Origin of the sequence: Bacillus mycoides (genome assembly GCF_001757995.1) — a bacterium.
In the GTDB taxonomy this organism is placed as follows: domain Bacteria; phylum Bacillota; class Bacilli; order Bacillales; family Bacillaceae_G; genus Bacillus_A; species Bacillus_A mycoides_B.
In genome coordinates, this window is record NZ_LXLV01000062.1 from 154,671 (window position 1) to 170,056 (window position 15,386).

12 protein-coding genes are annotated in these 15,386 nt (G+C 37.5%); all 12 read right to left on the reverse strand.

The genetic code is table 11. From position 1 onward, the window contains the following. Positions 1-2: 2 nt before the first annotated feature. Positions 3-473, reverse strand: coding sequence for a ribosome maturation factor RimP (rimP, locus tag BWGOE10_RS19120; protein WP_000359098.1), 471 nt, complete (start codon positions 471-473; stop codon positions 3-5). Between the two features lie 333 nt (positions 474-806). Further along, on the reverse strand, positions 807-5,108 hold the full coding sequence (locus BWGOE10_RS19125) for a PolC-type DNA polymerase III (RefSeq protein ID WP_070144579.1): 4,302 nt from the start codon (positions 5,106-5,108) through the stop codon (positions 807-809). Positions 5,109-5,232: 124 nt separating this feature from the next. Then, positions 5,233-6,933: a proline--tRNA ligase gene (locus BWGOE10_RS19130; RefSeq protein ID WP_070144580.1), complete on the reverse strand. Its 1,701-nt coding sequence runs from the start codon at positions 6,931-6,933 to the stop codon at positions 5,233-5,235. A gap of 109 nt (positions 6,934-7,042) precedes the next feature. Beyond that, complete coding sequence (gene rseP, locus BWGOE10_RS19135; protein WP_070144581.1) at positions 7,043-8,299, reverse strand: RIP metalloprotease RseP; 1,257 nt, start codon at positions 8,297-8,299, stop codon at positions 7,043-7,045. 17 nt (positions 8,300-8,316) lie between these two features. Further along, positions 8,317-9,459 carry a 1-deoxy-D-xylulose-5-phosphate reductoisomerase gene (dxr, locus tag BWGOE10_RS19140; RefSeq protein ID WP_070144582.1) on the reverse strand — a complete coding sequence of 381 codons (1,143 nt, stop codon included), beginning with the start codon at positions 9,457-9,459 and terminating at the stop codon, positions 8,317-8,319. Between the two features lie 23 nt (positions 9,460-9,482). Then, positions 9,483-10,274, reverse strand: a complete 792-nt coding sequence (cdsA, locus tag BWGOE10_RS19145) for a phosphatidate cytidylyltransferase (protein WP_070144583.1) — start codon at positions 10,272-10,274, stop codon at positions 9,483-9,485. Between the two features lie 17 nt (positions 10,275-10,291). Further along, entirely contained in the window at positions 10,292-11,068 is a 777-nt protein-coding gene (uppS, locus tag BWGOE10_RS19150) for an isoprenyl transferase (RefSeq protein WP_002111371.1), read from the reverse strand. Between the two features lie 85 nt (positions 11,069-11,153). Further along, positions 11,154-11,711: a ribosome recycling factor gene (frr, locus tag BWGOE10_RS19155; protein ID WP_000531506.1), complete on the reverse strand. Its 558-nt coding sequence runs from the start codon at positions 11,709-11,711 to the stop codon at positions 11,154-11,156. Positions 11,712-11,714: 3 nt separating this feature from the next. After that, positions 11,715-12,437: a UMP kinase gene (gene pyrH, locus BWGOE10_RS19160; RefSeq protein ID WP_002111372.1), complete on the reverse strand. Its 723-nt coding sequence runs from the start codon at positions 12,435-12,437 to the stop codon at positions 11,715-11,717. Positions 12,438-12,503: 66 nt separating this feature from the next. Further along, positions 12,504-13,391: a translation elongation factor Ts gene (tsf, locus tag BWGOE10_RS19165; protein WP_002088177.1), complete on the reverse strand. Its 888-nt coding sequence runs from the start codon at positions 13,389-13,391 to the stop codon at positions 12,504-12,506. A 103-nt stretch (positions 13,392-13,494) separates the two neighbouring features. Then, a complete protein-coding gene (gene rpsB / locus BWGOE10_RS19170) occupies positions 13,495-14,196 on the reverse strand; it encodes a 30S ribosomal protein S2 (RefSeq protein WP_000111485.1) in 702 nt (233 codons plus the stop codon). 353 nt (positions 14,197-14,549) lie between these two features. Next, a complete protein-coding gene (gene codY / locus BWGOE10_RS19175; RefSeq protein WP_002014541.1) occupies positions 14,550-15,329 on the reverse strand; it encodes a GTP-sensing pleiotropic transcriptional regulator CodY in 780 nt (259 codons plus the stop codon). Between the last annotated feature and the right edge of the window lie 57 nt (positions 15,330-15,386).

Sequence of the window (15,386 nt, forward strand, 5' to 3'; positions counted from 1 at the left end):
TACTAAAACGTAACAGCAAGTCGCGCATTTGCAACTTTATCCATTGGAATTTGGATTTCTTTTTTACGTGTTTTAATTGTTAATAGTAGTGTAATTGTAGTACCGTCGTAGGAAAGTAGCTTTCCTTCAAACATCTTCTCACCATCAATCGGCTCATATGTTTTAATTGCCACTTGTTTTCCTACCGCTTGCTGGAAGTCTTTCTCTTTCTTTAATGGGCGTTCCGCTCCAGGAGATGATACATCCAAAAAGTAAAGATGAGGAATTGGATCCTCTTTATCTAAAGCTTCGCTTAAACGTTCACTTACCGCACCGCATTCTTCAATGTCGACTCCCTTTTCAGAATCGATGAATACGCGTAAGAACCAGTCTTGTCCTTCTTGCACATACTCTACATCTACAAGTTCAAGATTTAACTCTTCAACGATTGGCTGCGCAAATGCTTCTACAACTTCTGTGACTTTCTTATCCATAAACAGCCTCCTTCCTGCCGCCATGTACCATTTACAAGAAAAGATCCCGTTCATAAAGACGGTCTATCTTATTCTTTCTCGTTAGCTAACAAAAGCCCCTGCCGTTAAGCAGGGAATATCTGTCTTAGTATTACCAAATTTAAGAAGTAAAACTTGTAACAAAATATGTATATACGACAGAAATATCTTTACTATCTACATAAACAAAATGTAGATAGTAACACGAAAGAGTGGGTTTCCCCACTCTCTTTTTCACAAAATATACATGACATGGTTATCTCGGTTTATAGTATACCATAGCAAATATTGATTTGCAAAGACTTTTCCTACCTATTAGAACAGTGACAATTGGTTTTGATCCGGTAAATCTCCTAGACAACCTTGACCATCTAAATACTCAATAATCGTTTTAGAAACCTTACTGCGCTGCTGTAAGTCTTCTTTTGATAAGAAATCACCATTTTTACGAGCTTCAACAATACTGAAAGCTGCGTTTGTACCAAGACCAGGCACTGCATTAAATGGAGGAATTAAAGTATCCCCATCAATTATAAATTCGGTTGCATGCGAGCGGTATAAATCAACCTTTTGGAATGAATAACCACGCTCACACATTTCAAGTGTCATTTCTAGTACCGTTAATAAACTCTTCTCTTTCGGTGCTGCATCCAATCCTTTTTGTGCAATTTCATCAATTTTTACACGTATGGATGCTGAACCTTTCGCCATCGCCTCTACATCAAAGTCATCTGCACGAACTGTAAAATATGCCGCATAGAATAAAAGTGCGAAATGTACTTTAAAGTATGCGATACGTACAGCCATAAGTACGTAAGCAGCCGCATGGGCTTTAGGGAACATGTACTTAATCTTCTTACATGAATCAATATACCAACCTGGTACATTGTTATTTCTCATTTCCTCTTCCCATTCTTCTGGTACACCTTTACCTTTACGCACCGACTCCATGATTTTGAAGGCTAATGATGGATCCAAGCCTTGATAAATTAAATATACCATGATGTCATCACGACAACCGATAACTTCACTCAGTGTACACGTACCGTTATAAATTAATTCATTCGCATTACCTAACCATACATCTGTACCATGGGACAGTCCAGAAATTTGGACAAGCTCTGAAAACGTCGTTGGTTTCGTTTCTTCTAACATTTGTCTTACGAATTTCGTACCAAACTCTGGTATACCAAGTGTACCTGTTTTACAGTTAATTTGTTCTTCCGTTACCCCTAAAGATTCTGGACCAGAGAAAATCTTCATTACTTCTGGATCATCCGTTGGGATTGTTTTCGGGTCAATACCACTTAAATCTTGAAGCATACGAATAACAGTCGGATCATCGTGTCCTAATATATCAAGTTTCAATAAATTATCATGAATTGAGTGGAAGTCAAAGTGCGTTGTTCTCCACTCAGCACCTATTGAATCAGCAGGAAACTGAATTGGTGAAAAGTCAAAAATATCCATGTAATCTGGTACAACGATAATACCACCTGGATGCTGTCCGGTTGTACGCTTTACACCTGTACATCCCGCAACTAAGCGATCAATCTCTGCATTTCGAATTGTTAAGTTATGATCATTAGCATAACCTTTCACATACCCATAAGCGGTTTTTTCCGCAACCGTACCAATTGTTCCTGCGCGGTATACATAATCTTCACCGAACAGTACTTTCGTATAGTTATGGGCGCGTGGTTGGTATTCTCCGGAGAAATTCAAATCGATATCGGGTACCTTATCCCCTTTAAATCCAAGGAACGTTTCGAAAGGAATGTCATGTCCATCTTTCACATATGGAACATTACATGTTGGGCATTCTTTATCTGGTAAATCAAAACCAGAACCTACAGAACCGTCATTAAAGAACTCTGATTGTTTACACTTTGGACATACATAGTGCGGTGGTAATGGGTTTACTTCTGTAATTTCCATCATCGTTGCAACAAATGATGAACCTACCGATCCACGCGAACCTACTAGATAACCGTCTACTAACGATTTTTTCACAAGCTTATGTGAAATTAAATAAATAACGGCGAATCCATGTCCAATAATACTTTTCAATTCTTTTTCCAAACGAGCTTCTACAATTTCCGGTAGTTCATCTCCATAGATACTTCTTGCCATTATATAGCTCATATCACGTGTTTCATCATCAGCACCTTCAATTTTCGGTGTGTATAAATCATCTTTTACTGGATGAACATCACCAATTAATGATGCGATCTTGTGTGTATTTGTCACAACAATTTCTTTTGCTTTGTCTTCACCTAAGAATGAAAAACAATCTAGCATTTCATTTGTTGTACGGAAATGTACAGGCGGTAATGAATGGCGATTTAACGGATTAGCTCCGCCCTGCGAACTGACTAAAATTTTCCGATATATCGCGTCCTCTGGATCTAAATAATGCACATTCCCTGTAGCAACAACTGGCTTATCTAATGTCTCACCTAGTTTTACTAAGTTAGAAATTATTGTTTTTAACTGTCCTTCATCTCGAACGAGTTCACGTTCTACTAAATGACGTAACACTTCTGGAGGCATAACCTCAATGTAATCGTAAAACTGTGCAATTTCTTCTACTTCTTCAGGTGCTTTTTGCATCATAGCTTCAAACACTTCACCTTTGTCACAAGCTGTTCCTACTAAAATGCCTTCGCGATATTTTTTTAATAGTGATCGTGGTACACGTGGTACACGATAAAAGTAATTCAAGTGAGAATATGAAACAAGTTTATATAAATTTTTCAATCCAACATCTGATGTGGCAAGTAATGTCATATGACTTGGTCGCCCACGTTTATATGCATCCCCTTGTCCCATACTATCGTTTAGTTGATCGTGATATTCAAATCCCTTTTCAATCACATCTTTTAACATCTTCACAAGTAAATATCCCGTTGCTTCTGTATCATAAATCGCACGGTGATGTTGCGTTAATTCAATATCAAGCTTTTTACACATCGTATTTAATCGATGATTTTTCATTTCTGGGAATAAGAACCGTGCAAGTTCTAACGTATCAATAACTGGATTTTTCGTTTTTTCTATCCCAGCCTTTTTAAAACCTACGTTAATAAAGCCCATATCGAAGCTTGCGTTATGAGCAACAAGTGTATGGTCACCCATCCATTCCTCAAACTTTTTAAACACTTCGTCCACTTCTGGTGCATCGGTTAACATATCATCTGTAATACCTGTTAATTCAATAATCGTCGCCGATAATGGTTGATGAGGATTTGCGAAAGATTCAAAGCGATCAATAATTTCGCCACCTTTTATCTTTACAGCAGCTAACTCAATGACTGTATCATATACAGCAGATAACCCTGTTGTCTCAACGTCAAAGACAACATATGTTTCTTCTGCAAGTAGACGATGTGCTTCGTTATACGCTATTGGCACACCATCATTAACTAAATTTGCTTCTACACCATATAGAACTTTAACTCCAGCCTTTTTACCAGCAGAATATGCTTCTGGGAATGACTGTGCAACAGCATGGTCTGTAACTGCAATAGCCTCATGCCCCCATTTTCCTGCTTGGGCAACGAGCTTAGAAACAGAAGTAACAGCATCCATTTGACTCATTGGAGTATGAAGATGAAGTTCTACTCTTTTTTCCCCTTCTTTTGCTTTATCTTTACGAGAAGGTCCCGTTATTTCATTTATATCATTTGCGATCATAACTAAATCACGCACGAATGTATCATTTTGAACTGAACCACGCGCTTTTACCCAAGTTCCTTTTTTCAAGGATTGTAACATCGGGATATCTTCTTTATCACGTGAGAACATCTTAATCATAATAGAATTCGTATAGTCAGTTATCTTTAAAGTTAATAACGTACGTCCACTACGAAGTTCTTTCGTCTCTACATGGAAAACATACCCTTGAACGGTTTTTCTTCTTTCTTCATCTTGAATTTCACGCAGCGGCGTAATCTCTTCACCTGGCTTAATAAGATAACCAAGCACAACTGGTCCTTCATGAACAACATCACTTTCTTCAGCTTGCTTTTTAGCCATCTCTTCCATAGCCTGTATAACTCGTTGACGATCTTCTTCCTGTGTTTGCTCACGAAACTTTTGCATTTCTTCTGCATTTTGCTTTATATGTGTGTCTAACTGAAAACGTGGGAATCCAAAAGCTTCGTATTGATCACCTACTGGTTTCGCAACGTTTTTCTTTAAAGCAGTAGATTCCAGCTCATTATTCACATTTACTAGCAACTTCACGCCATTGACCTGCGGAAGTTGCTTCTTTAAGTACGCGAACATAGGTGAAAATGTAATTCGTTCTGTACAAAGCGGCCAATATGCCTTCACTTCTTCTTCTGTAAATTGTTTATTCTCTGTTTCTAATGCAAATGTTGTTCTTGCAATATGAGAAAATGATTGCTTAAGCTTTGTTTCTAGCAACTCATATAATTCTGTCGGCAAAATACGTGGCACTTGTAAGTCAAAATGCCAACTTTTATTCGCTTTATCAATAACTAGCTTTTCAATACCACCGCCATGTAAATATTGATTTATAAGGTCTTCTGGTATTTGCAACTGTTGGAGCAAAATTTGAAATCGCTCTTGTTGTTCATTTGTTAATGACATAAGCACTCTCCTTCCATTTGCTATTATAAATTGAAACGTACTACAAAGAAAGATTTCTTCCTTCTTCTTTTACAAAATACGTTTACAAAGAAAGAGAAGGTACCTCATTACGAGGTACCTCTTCTTATTTTAAAATATTAGCAATATATGTTTGAAGTTCTTCTACTTTCACTTCTTCAGACTCGCCTGTAGCACGTACTTTCACTTCTACAATACCTTCATCTGCTTTTTTACCAACTGTAACACGAACTGGAAGGCCGAATAAATCTGCATCTGCAAATTTAACACCTGCACGTTCTGCACGATCATCTAGTAATACTTCGTATCCTTGCTCTTGTAATGAGTTGTAGATATTTTCACCCATTTCACGTTGCGCATCAGATTTCATATTTACTGGAATTACATGCACATGGAACGGTGCTACAGCTTTTGGCCAAACTAAACCATTCTCATCATTAAACTGCTCTGCAATTGCTGCCACTGTACGAGATACACCGATACCGTAACAACCCATAATAAGTGGTTTTGTTTTTCCATTTTCATCTAGGAACGTTGCGTTCATTGCTTCACTATAACGAGTTCCTAATTTGAATACATGACCAACTTCAATTCCACGTGCGAAAAGAATTGTTCCATTTCCATCTGGAGATTGGTCTCCTTCTTGGATGAAGCGTAAATCTGTATATTGACTTACTTTAAAGTCACGTTCTGGATTTACATTTATATAATGGAATCCTTCTTCGTTCGCTCCTGAACATCCGTTGACAATTGATGCTACAGCATGATCAGCGATAATTTCGATATCCCCTGTAACACCAATCGGTCCTAAAGAACCAACTTCACAGTTTAATAACTCTTTTATTTCTTCATGGGAAGCAAGCTCAACGACTGAAGCTCCGTATACATTCTTCACTTTTACATCATTGACTTCATGATCGCCACGAACAAGTACTACTACTAATTTCTCATCTACTTTAAACACCATAGATTTAATGCATTTTTCCGCTGCAATATTTAAGAATGCAGATACTTCTTCAATAGCTTTTTGATCTGGAGTTACTACTTTTTCAAGTGCTTTTACGTCTTCATCACTCTTCGTATACGTAGCAACAACAGGAGCCATTTCAATATTTGCCGCATAATCAGATGTATCAGAATACGCAATTGTATCTTCACCTACATCAGATAACACCATAAATTCGTGTGTATCTTTTCCGCCCATTGCTCCAGAATCAGCGATAACTGCACGGAAATTCAAACCACAACGAGCAAAGATATTAGAATACGCTTTGTATAAACCGCTATATACTTCATCCAAACTTTCTTGTGTTGCATGGAAAGAATACGCATCTTTCATTAAAAATTCTCTTCCGCGTAATAAACCGAAACGTGGTCTTTGCTCATCACGGAATTTTGTTTGAATTTGATATAATGTTAATGGTAGTTTTTTGTATGATTTAATTTCATCACGTACAAGGTCTGTAATTACTTCCTCATGAGTTGCCCCTAGCGCAAACTCGCGAGCATTACGATCTTTCATACGCATTAATTCTGATCCGTAAGAATACCAACGGCCTGATTCTTGCCATAATTCAGAAGCTTGCATAGCTGGCATTAATAGTTCTACTGCCCCTGCGCGCTCCATTTCTTCACGAACAATACGTTCTACTTTGTGTAACACTTTTAAACCAAATGGTAGAAAACTATAAATACCAGAAGCATTTTGACGCATAAACCCTGCGCGAAGTAATAATTGATGACTCTTAATTTCAGCATCTGCTGGAACTTCACGTAATGTAGGACTGAATACCATACTTTGTTTCATTTATTCGCACCTCTTCATTTTACTCTTACATGCAATAAAATCCCTCACCTCGAGTTAGGTGAGGGATTTTATTCTACGAGCTCTATTTCATTATAAACTTCTTCTTATTTTACAAGAAAAACTTACGGATGTCATTCCATGTTACAACTAACATAAGCAACATTAATAATGCAAACCCAATAAAGTGAACCATTCCTTCTTTTTGACGATCAATTGGTTTTCCTCGTAATGCTTCAATTAAGAAGAAGAACAAACGTCCACCGTCTAAAGCTGGGACTGGTAATAAATTAAATAAACCAAGGTTAATACTTAAAACTGCCGCTAAACTTAGTACACGCGTAAATCCATAATCTACAACTTGATCTGTTAGATTATAAATTCCTACTGGACCTGACAACTCATTAATAGAAAATTGACCCGTTACTAATTTCATAAGAGAATCAAAAATTAGTTTCGTCCATTCGTATGTTTGTTCAAATCCTGATTTAATAGAACCCATCACTGTTTTCTCTACAGGAGAATAAACACCAATTCTACCAACTTCGTCTTTCCCTTCTTTATCAAGCGTCGGTGTTACTTTCACATTAAATTGCTCACTATCACGCTTTACATGTAACGTAATTTCTTTATTTGGGTTTTCACGTACAATCGTTACAACATCTTTCCATGTACTAGTGTTTTTCCCATTGATTGCTTGAATTGTATCGTTTTCTTTTAATCCAGCTTGTTCTGCAGCACTATTCTCCATTACTTTTCCGACCATCGGTTTGTCAACAGGAACTCCTTGTACAAATCCAAGAATTACAAAAATAACAAATGCTAGAATAAAGTTCATTGCAGGACCTGCAAAGATTGTTAGAGCACGTTGGCCCAATTTTTTAGAGCCAAATTGTCTATTGTACGGAGCGATTTGAATTTCTTCTCCCGCAGAAATGATACGAGCTTTTTCATTCACTCGGAATGTTTGCAGCTCTTCCTCGTACTCTTCATAACCCGAAATTGTAAGATTATGCTCTAAATCAGCTTGTTCAACTTCAATGACACGAACATTTGGATATTTTTCATGCCCGTCAAAAACTAATTTCACAACTTCGTCTTTTTCATTTAATACAAGTCCAACCTTTTTTCCAGGCTTTAACTCAACTGTGTCCGCATCCTCGCCAGCCATTCTTACGTAGCCACCAAGGGGCAGTAATCGAATCGTATACACCGTTTCATTCTTTTCAAATGAGAATATTTTCGGACCAAAACCAATCGCAAACTCGCGGCACAAAATACCTGCTCTTTTTGCGAAATATAGATGCCCTAGCTCATGGAAAAATACGAGTGCACCGAAAATTAATATAAAGGCAATCGCTGTATTCAATTCCATAACCACCTTTGCTAAATTTGTTCCATCACAAACCGTCTTGTGGCTGCATCAATTTCCTGAATTTCCTCTAAGCTCGGACGTGCAATGACAGTGTGATGGTGCATTGCTTTTTCAATGAGGTCTTCCACTGTTAAGAAACTAATTCTCTTTTGTAAAAAAGCTTCAACAGCTACTTCATTTGCCGCGTTCATTACAGCTGGCATACTTCCACCTGTCTTTCCAGCTTCATACGCAAAACGTAGACAACGGAAACGTTCTTGATCCATTTTCTCAAAATGCAATGTTCCCATTTCCCATAAATTTAACTGTTTTGTGTCTGAAAGAGGTAATCTATCAGGGTATGTAAGCGCGTATTGAATCGGTACTCGCATATCAGGTGAGCCAAGCTGTGCCATTACACTACGATCTTCAAATTCAACCATAGAATGAATAATACTTTCTTTATGTAGAACAACATCGATTTGCTCATAAGGGATACCAAAAAGCCAGTGTGCTTCAATTACTTCTAGCCCCTTATTCATCATTGTAGCAGAATCAATTGTAATTTTCGAACCCATTGACCAGTTTGGATGACGAAGCGCATCTTCTACGGTCACATGATGCAATTCATCTCTCGTTTTATCACGAAAACTTCCGCCTGAAGCAGTTATAATTAATCGAGAGATTCTTTTTTCATTTTCACCATTCAAGCATTGAAAAATAGCTGAATGTTCACTGTCTACTGGAAGTAACGATACATTATGTTTTCGTGCTGCTTCCATTACAAGATGCCCTGCAGTTACTAACGTTTCTTTGTTTGCAATTCCAATTGTTTTTTTCGCCTCAATTGCGCGGAGTGTCGGTAACAACCCTACGCTACCTACAACAGCATTCACTACAATTTCTGTATCTGGGCAGAGCGCTACTTCTAATAAGCCTTCGCTACCATATACGACTTTTGTATTACCAGAAACAGCTTGTAATTTTAAAACATCTTCCTCTCTTTGCACAGAGACAAGTTGCGGAGAAAATTCTTGAATTACCTTTATTGCATAATCAACATTTTTCCCTACAGAAAAAGCAACGAGACGGAATTGGTCTGGGTGCGAGCGTAACACATCTAATGTTTGTGTACCGATCGATCCGCTTGCACCTAATAAACTAATGTTTTTCATGACTCCAACCCCTCGTTCATTTATTAATTGTATTGTAATAAGAAGTATAGAATTGGTAACACAAATAACCAACTATCTGTTCGATCTAAAATACCACCATGTCCAGGTAAAATTGTACCTGAATCCTTTACACCATAATGGCGTTTAAATGCAGATTGTACTAAATCACCAATTTGTCCAAAAATAGAAATGATAATCGTCAGAACGATTAAAACTCCTACATTTGCTTCAACTGGGAAGAACATATTGTAAACAAGTGCAACAACAATTCCACAAACAATACCGCCTAATGAACCTTCAATCGTTTTATTCGGACTAATTTCTGGCCACAATTTTCTTTTTCCAAATGCTTTTCCTATGAAATATGCACCTGAATCCGTTGCCCATATGACAAATAGTGCACAGAACACATATTTGATTCCTAATATTCTCGTTTCATTTAAATATAAGAATCCCATTGCAACATATGTCGTTGCCATAAGTAAAAATGAAGCATTGTCAAAAGTAAATGTATTCTTAGAAAGGACTGTATATGATAAAAGTAATAAAACAATCACAAATGTGATTTCTAATTTACCTAACCCAATCCATGTAAACAGTTCTGATGCACTACTCGGAATTAAAATAATCCACAATAATACTGCAGCTAAAACTGTTGGTACCGAAATAAGCGTAAGCTTGTTCATACGAATTAATTCATATAAACCTATAGAAGCAAGTGCATACACTAAAACTGTAAAAGGCACGCCACCGTAAATTACGATGGGAATGAATAGCGCGGCAGCAATCACTCCAGTAATAATTCTCTGTTTCACTACCAAACCCTCTCTTTCTACACGCCTCCGAATCTGCGCCCTCTATGTTGAAAGTCCGTAATCGCATTTAGCAAATGTTCCTCGGTAAAATCTGGCCAATACACATCTGTAAACCAAAATTCCGAATAAGCAATTTGCCATAACATGAAATTACTAATACGTAGCTCTCCGCTTGTACGGATTAACAACTCTGGATCAGGTAAAGAACTCGTCATTAAGTAAGAAGAAATCATTTCTTCACTTATTTCTTCCGAACGAATTTTTCCTTCCTCACTATCTTTCATCATATGTTGCACAGCAGAAACGATTTCATCTCGACTTCCATAGTTTAACGCGAAATTAAGAATTAATCCCGTATTCTCTTTCGTATCTTCCATGGCTTTTTCCATCGCTCTGCGCGTATGCGTAGGAAGACGATCTTTTTGCCCTATTACTCGGACTTGTACGTTTTCTTCAATCAACTCTGGTAAAAATGCACCTAAAAATTCTTCTGGAAGCTTCATCAAATAATCAACTTCTTTTTTCGGTCTTTTCCAGTTCTCAGTCGAAAAAGCATAAAGAGTTAATACTTTCACATCAAGCTTACTTGCAAATTTTGTGATTTTTTTCACAACTTGCATACCTTCATGATGGCCAGCAATGCGAGGCATCGCTCTTCTCTTTGCCCATCTTCCATTACCATCCATAATAATAGCAATGTGTTCTGGGATATATCCTTTTTTTACTTTTTCAATGAGATGATCAAACGATGTGACCTTTTTACTTTTAAAAAAAGGAAACTTTTTAAACATCATTCATACCCTCCAACAAGCAGACGTATGCCTAAAAGTGTAAAAAGACCCCCTTAAGAAGAGGGTCATATTTGCGAAATTATCGCTATTACACTTCCATAATTTCTTTTTCTTTGTTTTTTGCGATTTCGTCAACTTTTGCAATATATTTATCTGTTTCTTTTTGGATATCTTCAGTATATCCTCTTAAATCATCTTCTGTAATGTCGCCAGCTTTTTCAAGCTTCTTAAGGTCATCATTACTGTCACGACGTACGTTACGAACAGCCACTTTTGCTTCCTCAGCATATTTTTTCACAACTTTTACAAGATCACGACGACGCTCTTCTGTTAATGCAGGGAATGCAATACGAATTACAGTTCCATCATTAGAAGGGTTTAAACCTAAATCTGCTTTTAAAATTGCTTTTTCAATATCACCGATAGAAGTTTTATCATAAGGTTGAATTACAAGCAAACGTGCTTCTGGAACTGTAATGTTCGCTAATTGCACAACTGGTGTTGGTGCACCATAGTAATCAACTTGTACCTTATCCAATACAGACGAGCTTGCACGACCAGCGCGAACTGTTGCTAATTCACGAGAATAAGCAGCAACTGCTTTTTCCATTTTTTCATTTGAAGACTTCAATACTTGTTGTCCCATAATTTATTTCCCCCTTACAACTGTTCCAATATTTTCGCCTAAAACGGCACGTTTAATATTACCTTTTTCCATAACCGAGAATACAATTAATGGAATATCATTATCCATACATAAAGAAGAAGCTGTAGAATCCATTACACCTAAACCTGCTTTTAATACATCTAAGTAAGTAAGTGTTTCGTATTTCGTAGCTGTTGGGTCAATAGATGGATCTGCACTATATACGCCATCTACATTATTTTTCGCCATTAAAATAACGTCCGCTTCGATTTCAGCTGCACGTAATGCTGCTGTTGTATCTGTAGAGAAGTATGGGTTACCAGTACCTGCAGCAAAGATAACAACACGTTTTTTCTCTAAGTGACGAATTGCTTTACGACGAATGTAAGGCTCTGCCACTTGACGCATCTCAATTGAAGTTTGTACGCGAGTTTGAATTCCAATATTCTCTAAGCTATCTTGAAGAGCTAATGAATTCATAACTGTTGCCAACATGCCCATGTAATCTGCTCCTGCACGATCCATGCCCATCTCGCTTCCAATTTTTCCACGCCAAATGTTACCGCCACCAACAACAACAGCAACCTCTACATCAAGTTCTGCAATTTCTTTCACTTGTTCCGCAACTGATTTAATAACAGCTGGGTTAATTCCAAATCCTTGCTCGCCAGCTAAAGCTTCTCCGCTCAGCTTTAAAACGACACGATTATATTTCGGTTTACTCATAATGAACCTCCAATTGCTTACATCTTTATTTTAAAAAAGGGAACACAATGTGTTCCCTAATCTGTATTAGTTGTTACCTTTTACTTGGTTCATTACTTCTTCAGCAAAGTTGTCTTCGCGTTTTTCGATACCTTCACCAACAGCGTAGCGAACGAATCCTTTTAATGTTCCGCCTTTAGACTCAACGAATTGACGAACTTTCATGTCAGGGTTCTTAACGAATGTTTGGTCAAGTAAGCAGATCTCTTCGAAGAATTTGCCCAGACGACCTTCTACCATTTTCGCAACGATTTTTTCAGGCTTGCCTTCGTTTAAAGCTTGTTGTGTTAATACTTGACGCTCATGCTCAACTTCTTCAGCTGTTACAGCATCGCGGTCGATGTATTTAGGGTTAACTGCTGCAATGTGCATTGCTACATCTTTAGCAGCTGCTTCATCAGTAGAACCTTCAAGAACTGTTAATACACCAATACGTCCACCCATGTGTAGGTAAGCGCCGAATGCATCTGCATCAGTTTTTGATACGATTTCGAAACGACGAAGTGTAAGTTTTTCACCAATTTTAGCGATTGCTTCATTGATGTGCTCTTCTACTGTTTTGCCGCCTTCAATTGTTTGAGCCATAGCTTCTTCAACGTTAGCAGGTTTGTTAGCTAATAAGTGAGCAGCTAGTTCTTTAATTAATGCTTGGAAACCTTCGTTTTTCGCAACGAAATCAGTTTCAGAGTTTAATTCTAAGATTAAACCTTCGTTACCGTTTGTTTCGATGAAAGTTAAACCTTCAGCAGCGATGCGGTCTGCTTTTTTAGCAGCTTTCGCAATACCTTTTTCACGTAAGAAGTCAATTGCTTTCTCCATGTCGCCGTTAGTTTCTGTTAAAGCTTTTTTGCAGTCCATCATACCTGCGCCAGTTTTTTCACGAAGTTCTTTTACCATTTGTGCAGTGATTGCCATGTTTTTCATCCTCCTAAAATATGTATTTATACCTTTTAAAAAGGTGTTTATACCTTAAAAAAGGTGATAAAAGGCCGAACCCCTTATCACCTTTCCAAATTTGTTACGCAGTAACAGTTTCTTCACCTTGTTTTGCTTCAAGGATCGCGTCTGCCATTTTAGATGTAAGAAGTTTTACAGCACGAATTGCATCATCGTTTGCTGGGATAACGTGATCGATTTCGTCTGGATCACAGTTTGTATCAACGATACCGATGATTGGAATGTGTAATTTGCGTGCTTCAGCAACTGCAATACGCTCTTTACGAGGGTCTACTACGAATAATGCACTTGGAAGACCTTTCATATCTTTAATACCGCCTAAGAATTTCTCAAGACGCTCTAACTCTTTTTTAAGTTGAACAACTTCTTTCTTAGGAAGTACTTCGAAAGTACCATCTTCTTGCATTCTTTCGATATCTTTAAGACGCTTGATACGCTTTTGGATTGTTTGGAAGTTTGTTAAAGTTCCACCTAACCAACGTTGGTTAACGAAGTACATACCAGCACGAGTTGCTTCTTCTTTAATAGCTTCTTGTGCTTGTTTTTTAGTACCTACGAATAAGATGTCTCCGCCTTCAGCAGCGATGTCACGCATCGTTCTGTAAGCTTCCTCAACTTTTTTCACAGTTTTTTGTAAGTCGATGATGTAGATACCGTTACGCTCTGTGAAAATGTAACGCTTCATTTTTGGGTTCCAACGACGAGTTTGATGTCCGAAATGAACACCAGCTTCAAGCAATTGCTTCATAGAAATTACTGACATAATTTAGTTCCTCCTAAATGGTTTTTTGATATCCTCCGTTTACTTCATCTCTAAGCGAAACTACGAACGTAGCACCAACACTTAAATCAGTAAACGTGTGTACTTTGTACTGACACCACTGCTTACTATATCATACTGAAATATTACAATCAAGTCGAAAATGAGAACAATGTAAAACTTTCTTTTTTTTACGCTCAAATTCTAGTATTACCAACCTTCAATTCCTTTAAGCAAGGAATTGAAGGTTAATTAATAGTTTTCTAATGAATGTTGGCATGACGCCTTACGTAAGCAAAATCATTCTCTTAAAAAAACAAAAAACTCTCCTCAAGCGAGGAGAGTTTTTTTATAAATTAGTTTGTTTTTAATTTAGCAAGTTCCTGTAGAAACTTGTCGTTTAGCACTTTAATGTATGTTCCTTTCATACCTAAAGAGCGAGACTCAATAACACCAGCACTTTCTAATTTACGTAGTGCATTTACGATTACAGAACGAGTAATTCCTACGCGATCAGCAATTTTACTTGCAACAAGTAAACCTTCTGTTCCATTTAATTCTTCGAAGATATGCTCGATTGCTTCTAACTCACTGTAAGATAATGAGCTAATCGCCATTTGAACAACAGCTTTACTACGTGCTTCCTCTTCGATTTCTTCTGCTTTTTCACGTAAGATTTCCATACCTACAACAGTTGAGCTGTATTCAGCAAGAATTAAATCATCGTCTAAGAACTCTTGACCAAGACGAGCTAAGACTAGTGTACCTAGACGCTCACCGCCACCAACGATTGGTACGATTGTAGTTAAACCTTGACCGAATAATTCTCTATTTTCTACTGGGAATGCTGTGTAGTCACTATCCACACCTAAATTTGAAGATGTTTCTGTAACATTGAATAAGCTTTGCGTATACTCTTCTGGGAATTGACGCTCTGCAAGCATGTGCTTCATACGTTCGTTCTCGATTTGTTGGTGAATCGCATATCCTAATAATTTACCGCGACGACTTACAACGAACACGTTCGCTTCAATTACTTCACACATTGTATCAGACATCTCTCTAAAGTTTACAGGCTTTCCTGCTGCGCTCTGTAATAACGCATTTAATTTTCTCGTTTTTGCTAATAATTCCATTTCAAAATTTCCTCCTACATGTTACTTACATATTTTTTCATCACTTGGAAACTAGGG

Excerpts from the sequence above, each read along its gene's own strand:
- rimP (WP_000359098.1), bottom strand. The coding sequence starts at position 473 with ATGGATAAGAAAGTCACAGAAGTTGTAGAAGCATTTGCGCAGCCAATC.
- BWGOE10_RS19125 (WP_070144579.1), bottom strand. The coding sequence starts at position 5,108 with ATGTCATTAACAAATGAACAACAAGAGCGATTTCAAATTTTGCTCCAA.
- BWGOE10_RS19130 (WP_070144580.1), bottom strand. The coding sequence starts at position 6,933 with ATGAAACAAAGTATGGTATTCAGTCCTACATTACGTGAAGTTCCAGCA.
- dxr (WP_070144582.1), bottom strand. The coding sequence starts at position 9,459 with ATGAAAAACATTAGTTTATTAGGTGCAAGCGGATCGATCGGTACACAA.
- uppS (WP_002111371.1), bottom strand. The coding sequence starts at position 11,068 with ATGATGTTTAAAAAGTTTCCTTTTTTTAAAAGTAAAAAGGTCACATCG.
- frr (WP_000531506.1), bottom strand. The coding sequence starts at position 11,711 with ATGGGACAACAAGTATTGAAGTCTTCAAATGAAAAAATGGAAAAAGCA.
- pyrH (WP_002111372.1), bottom strand. The coding sequence starts at position 12,437 with ATGAGTAAACCGAAATATAATCGTGTCGTTTTAAAGCTGAGCGGAGAA.
- tsf (WP_002088177.1), bottom strand. The coding sequence starts at position 13,391 with ATGGCAATCACTGCACAAATGGTAAAAGAACTTCGTGAAAAAACTGGC.
- rpsB (WP_000111485.1), bottom strand. The coding sequence starts at position 14,196 with ATGTCAGTAATTTCTATGAAGCAATTGCTTGAAGCTGGTGTTCATTTC.
- codY (WP_002014541.1), bottom strand. The coding sequence starts at position 15,329 with ATGGAATTATTAGCAAAAACGAGAAAATTAAATGCGTTATTACAGAGC.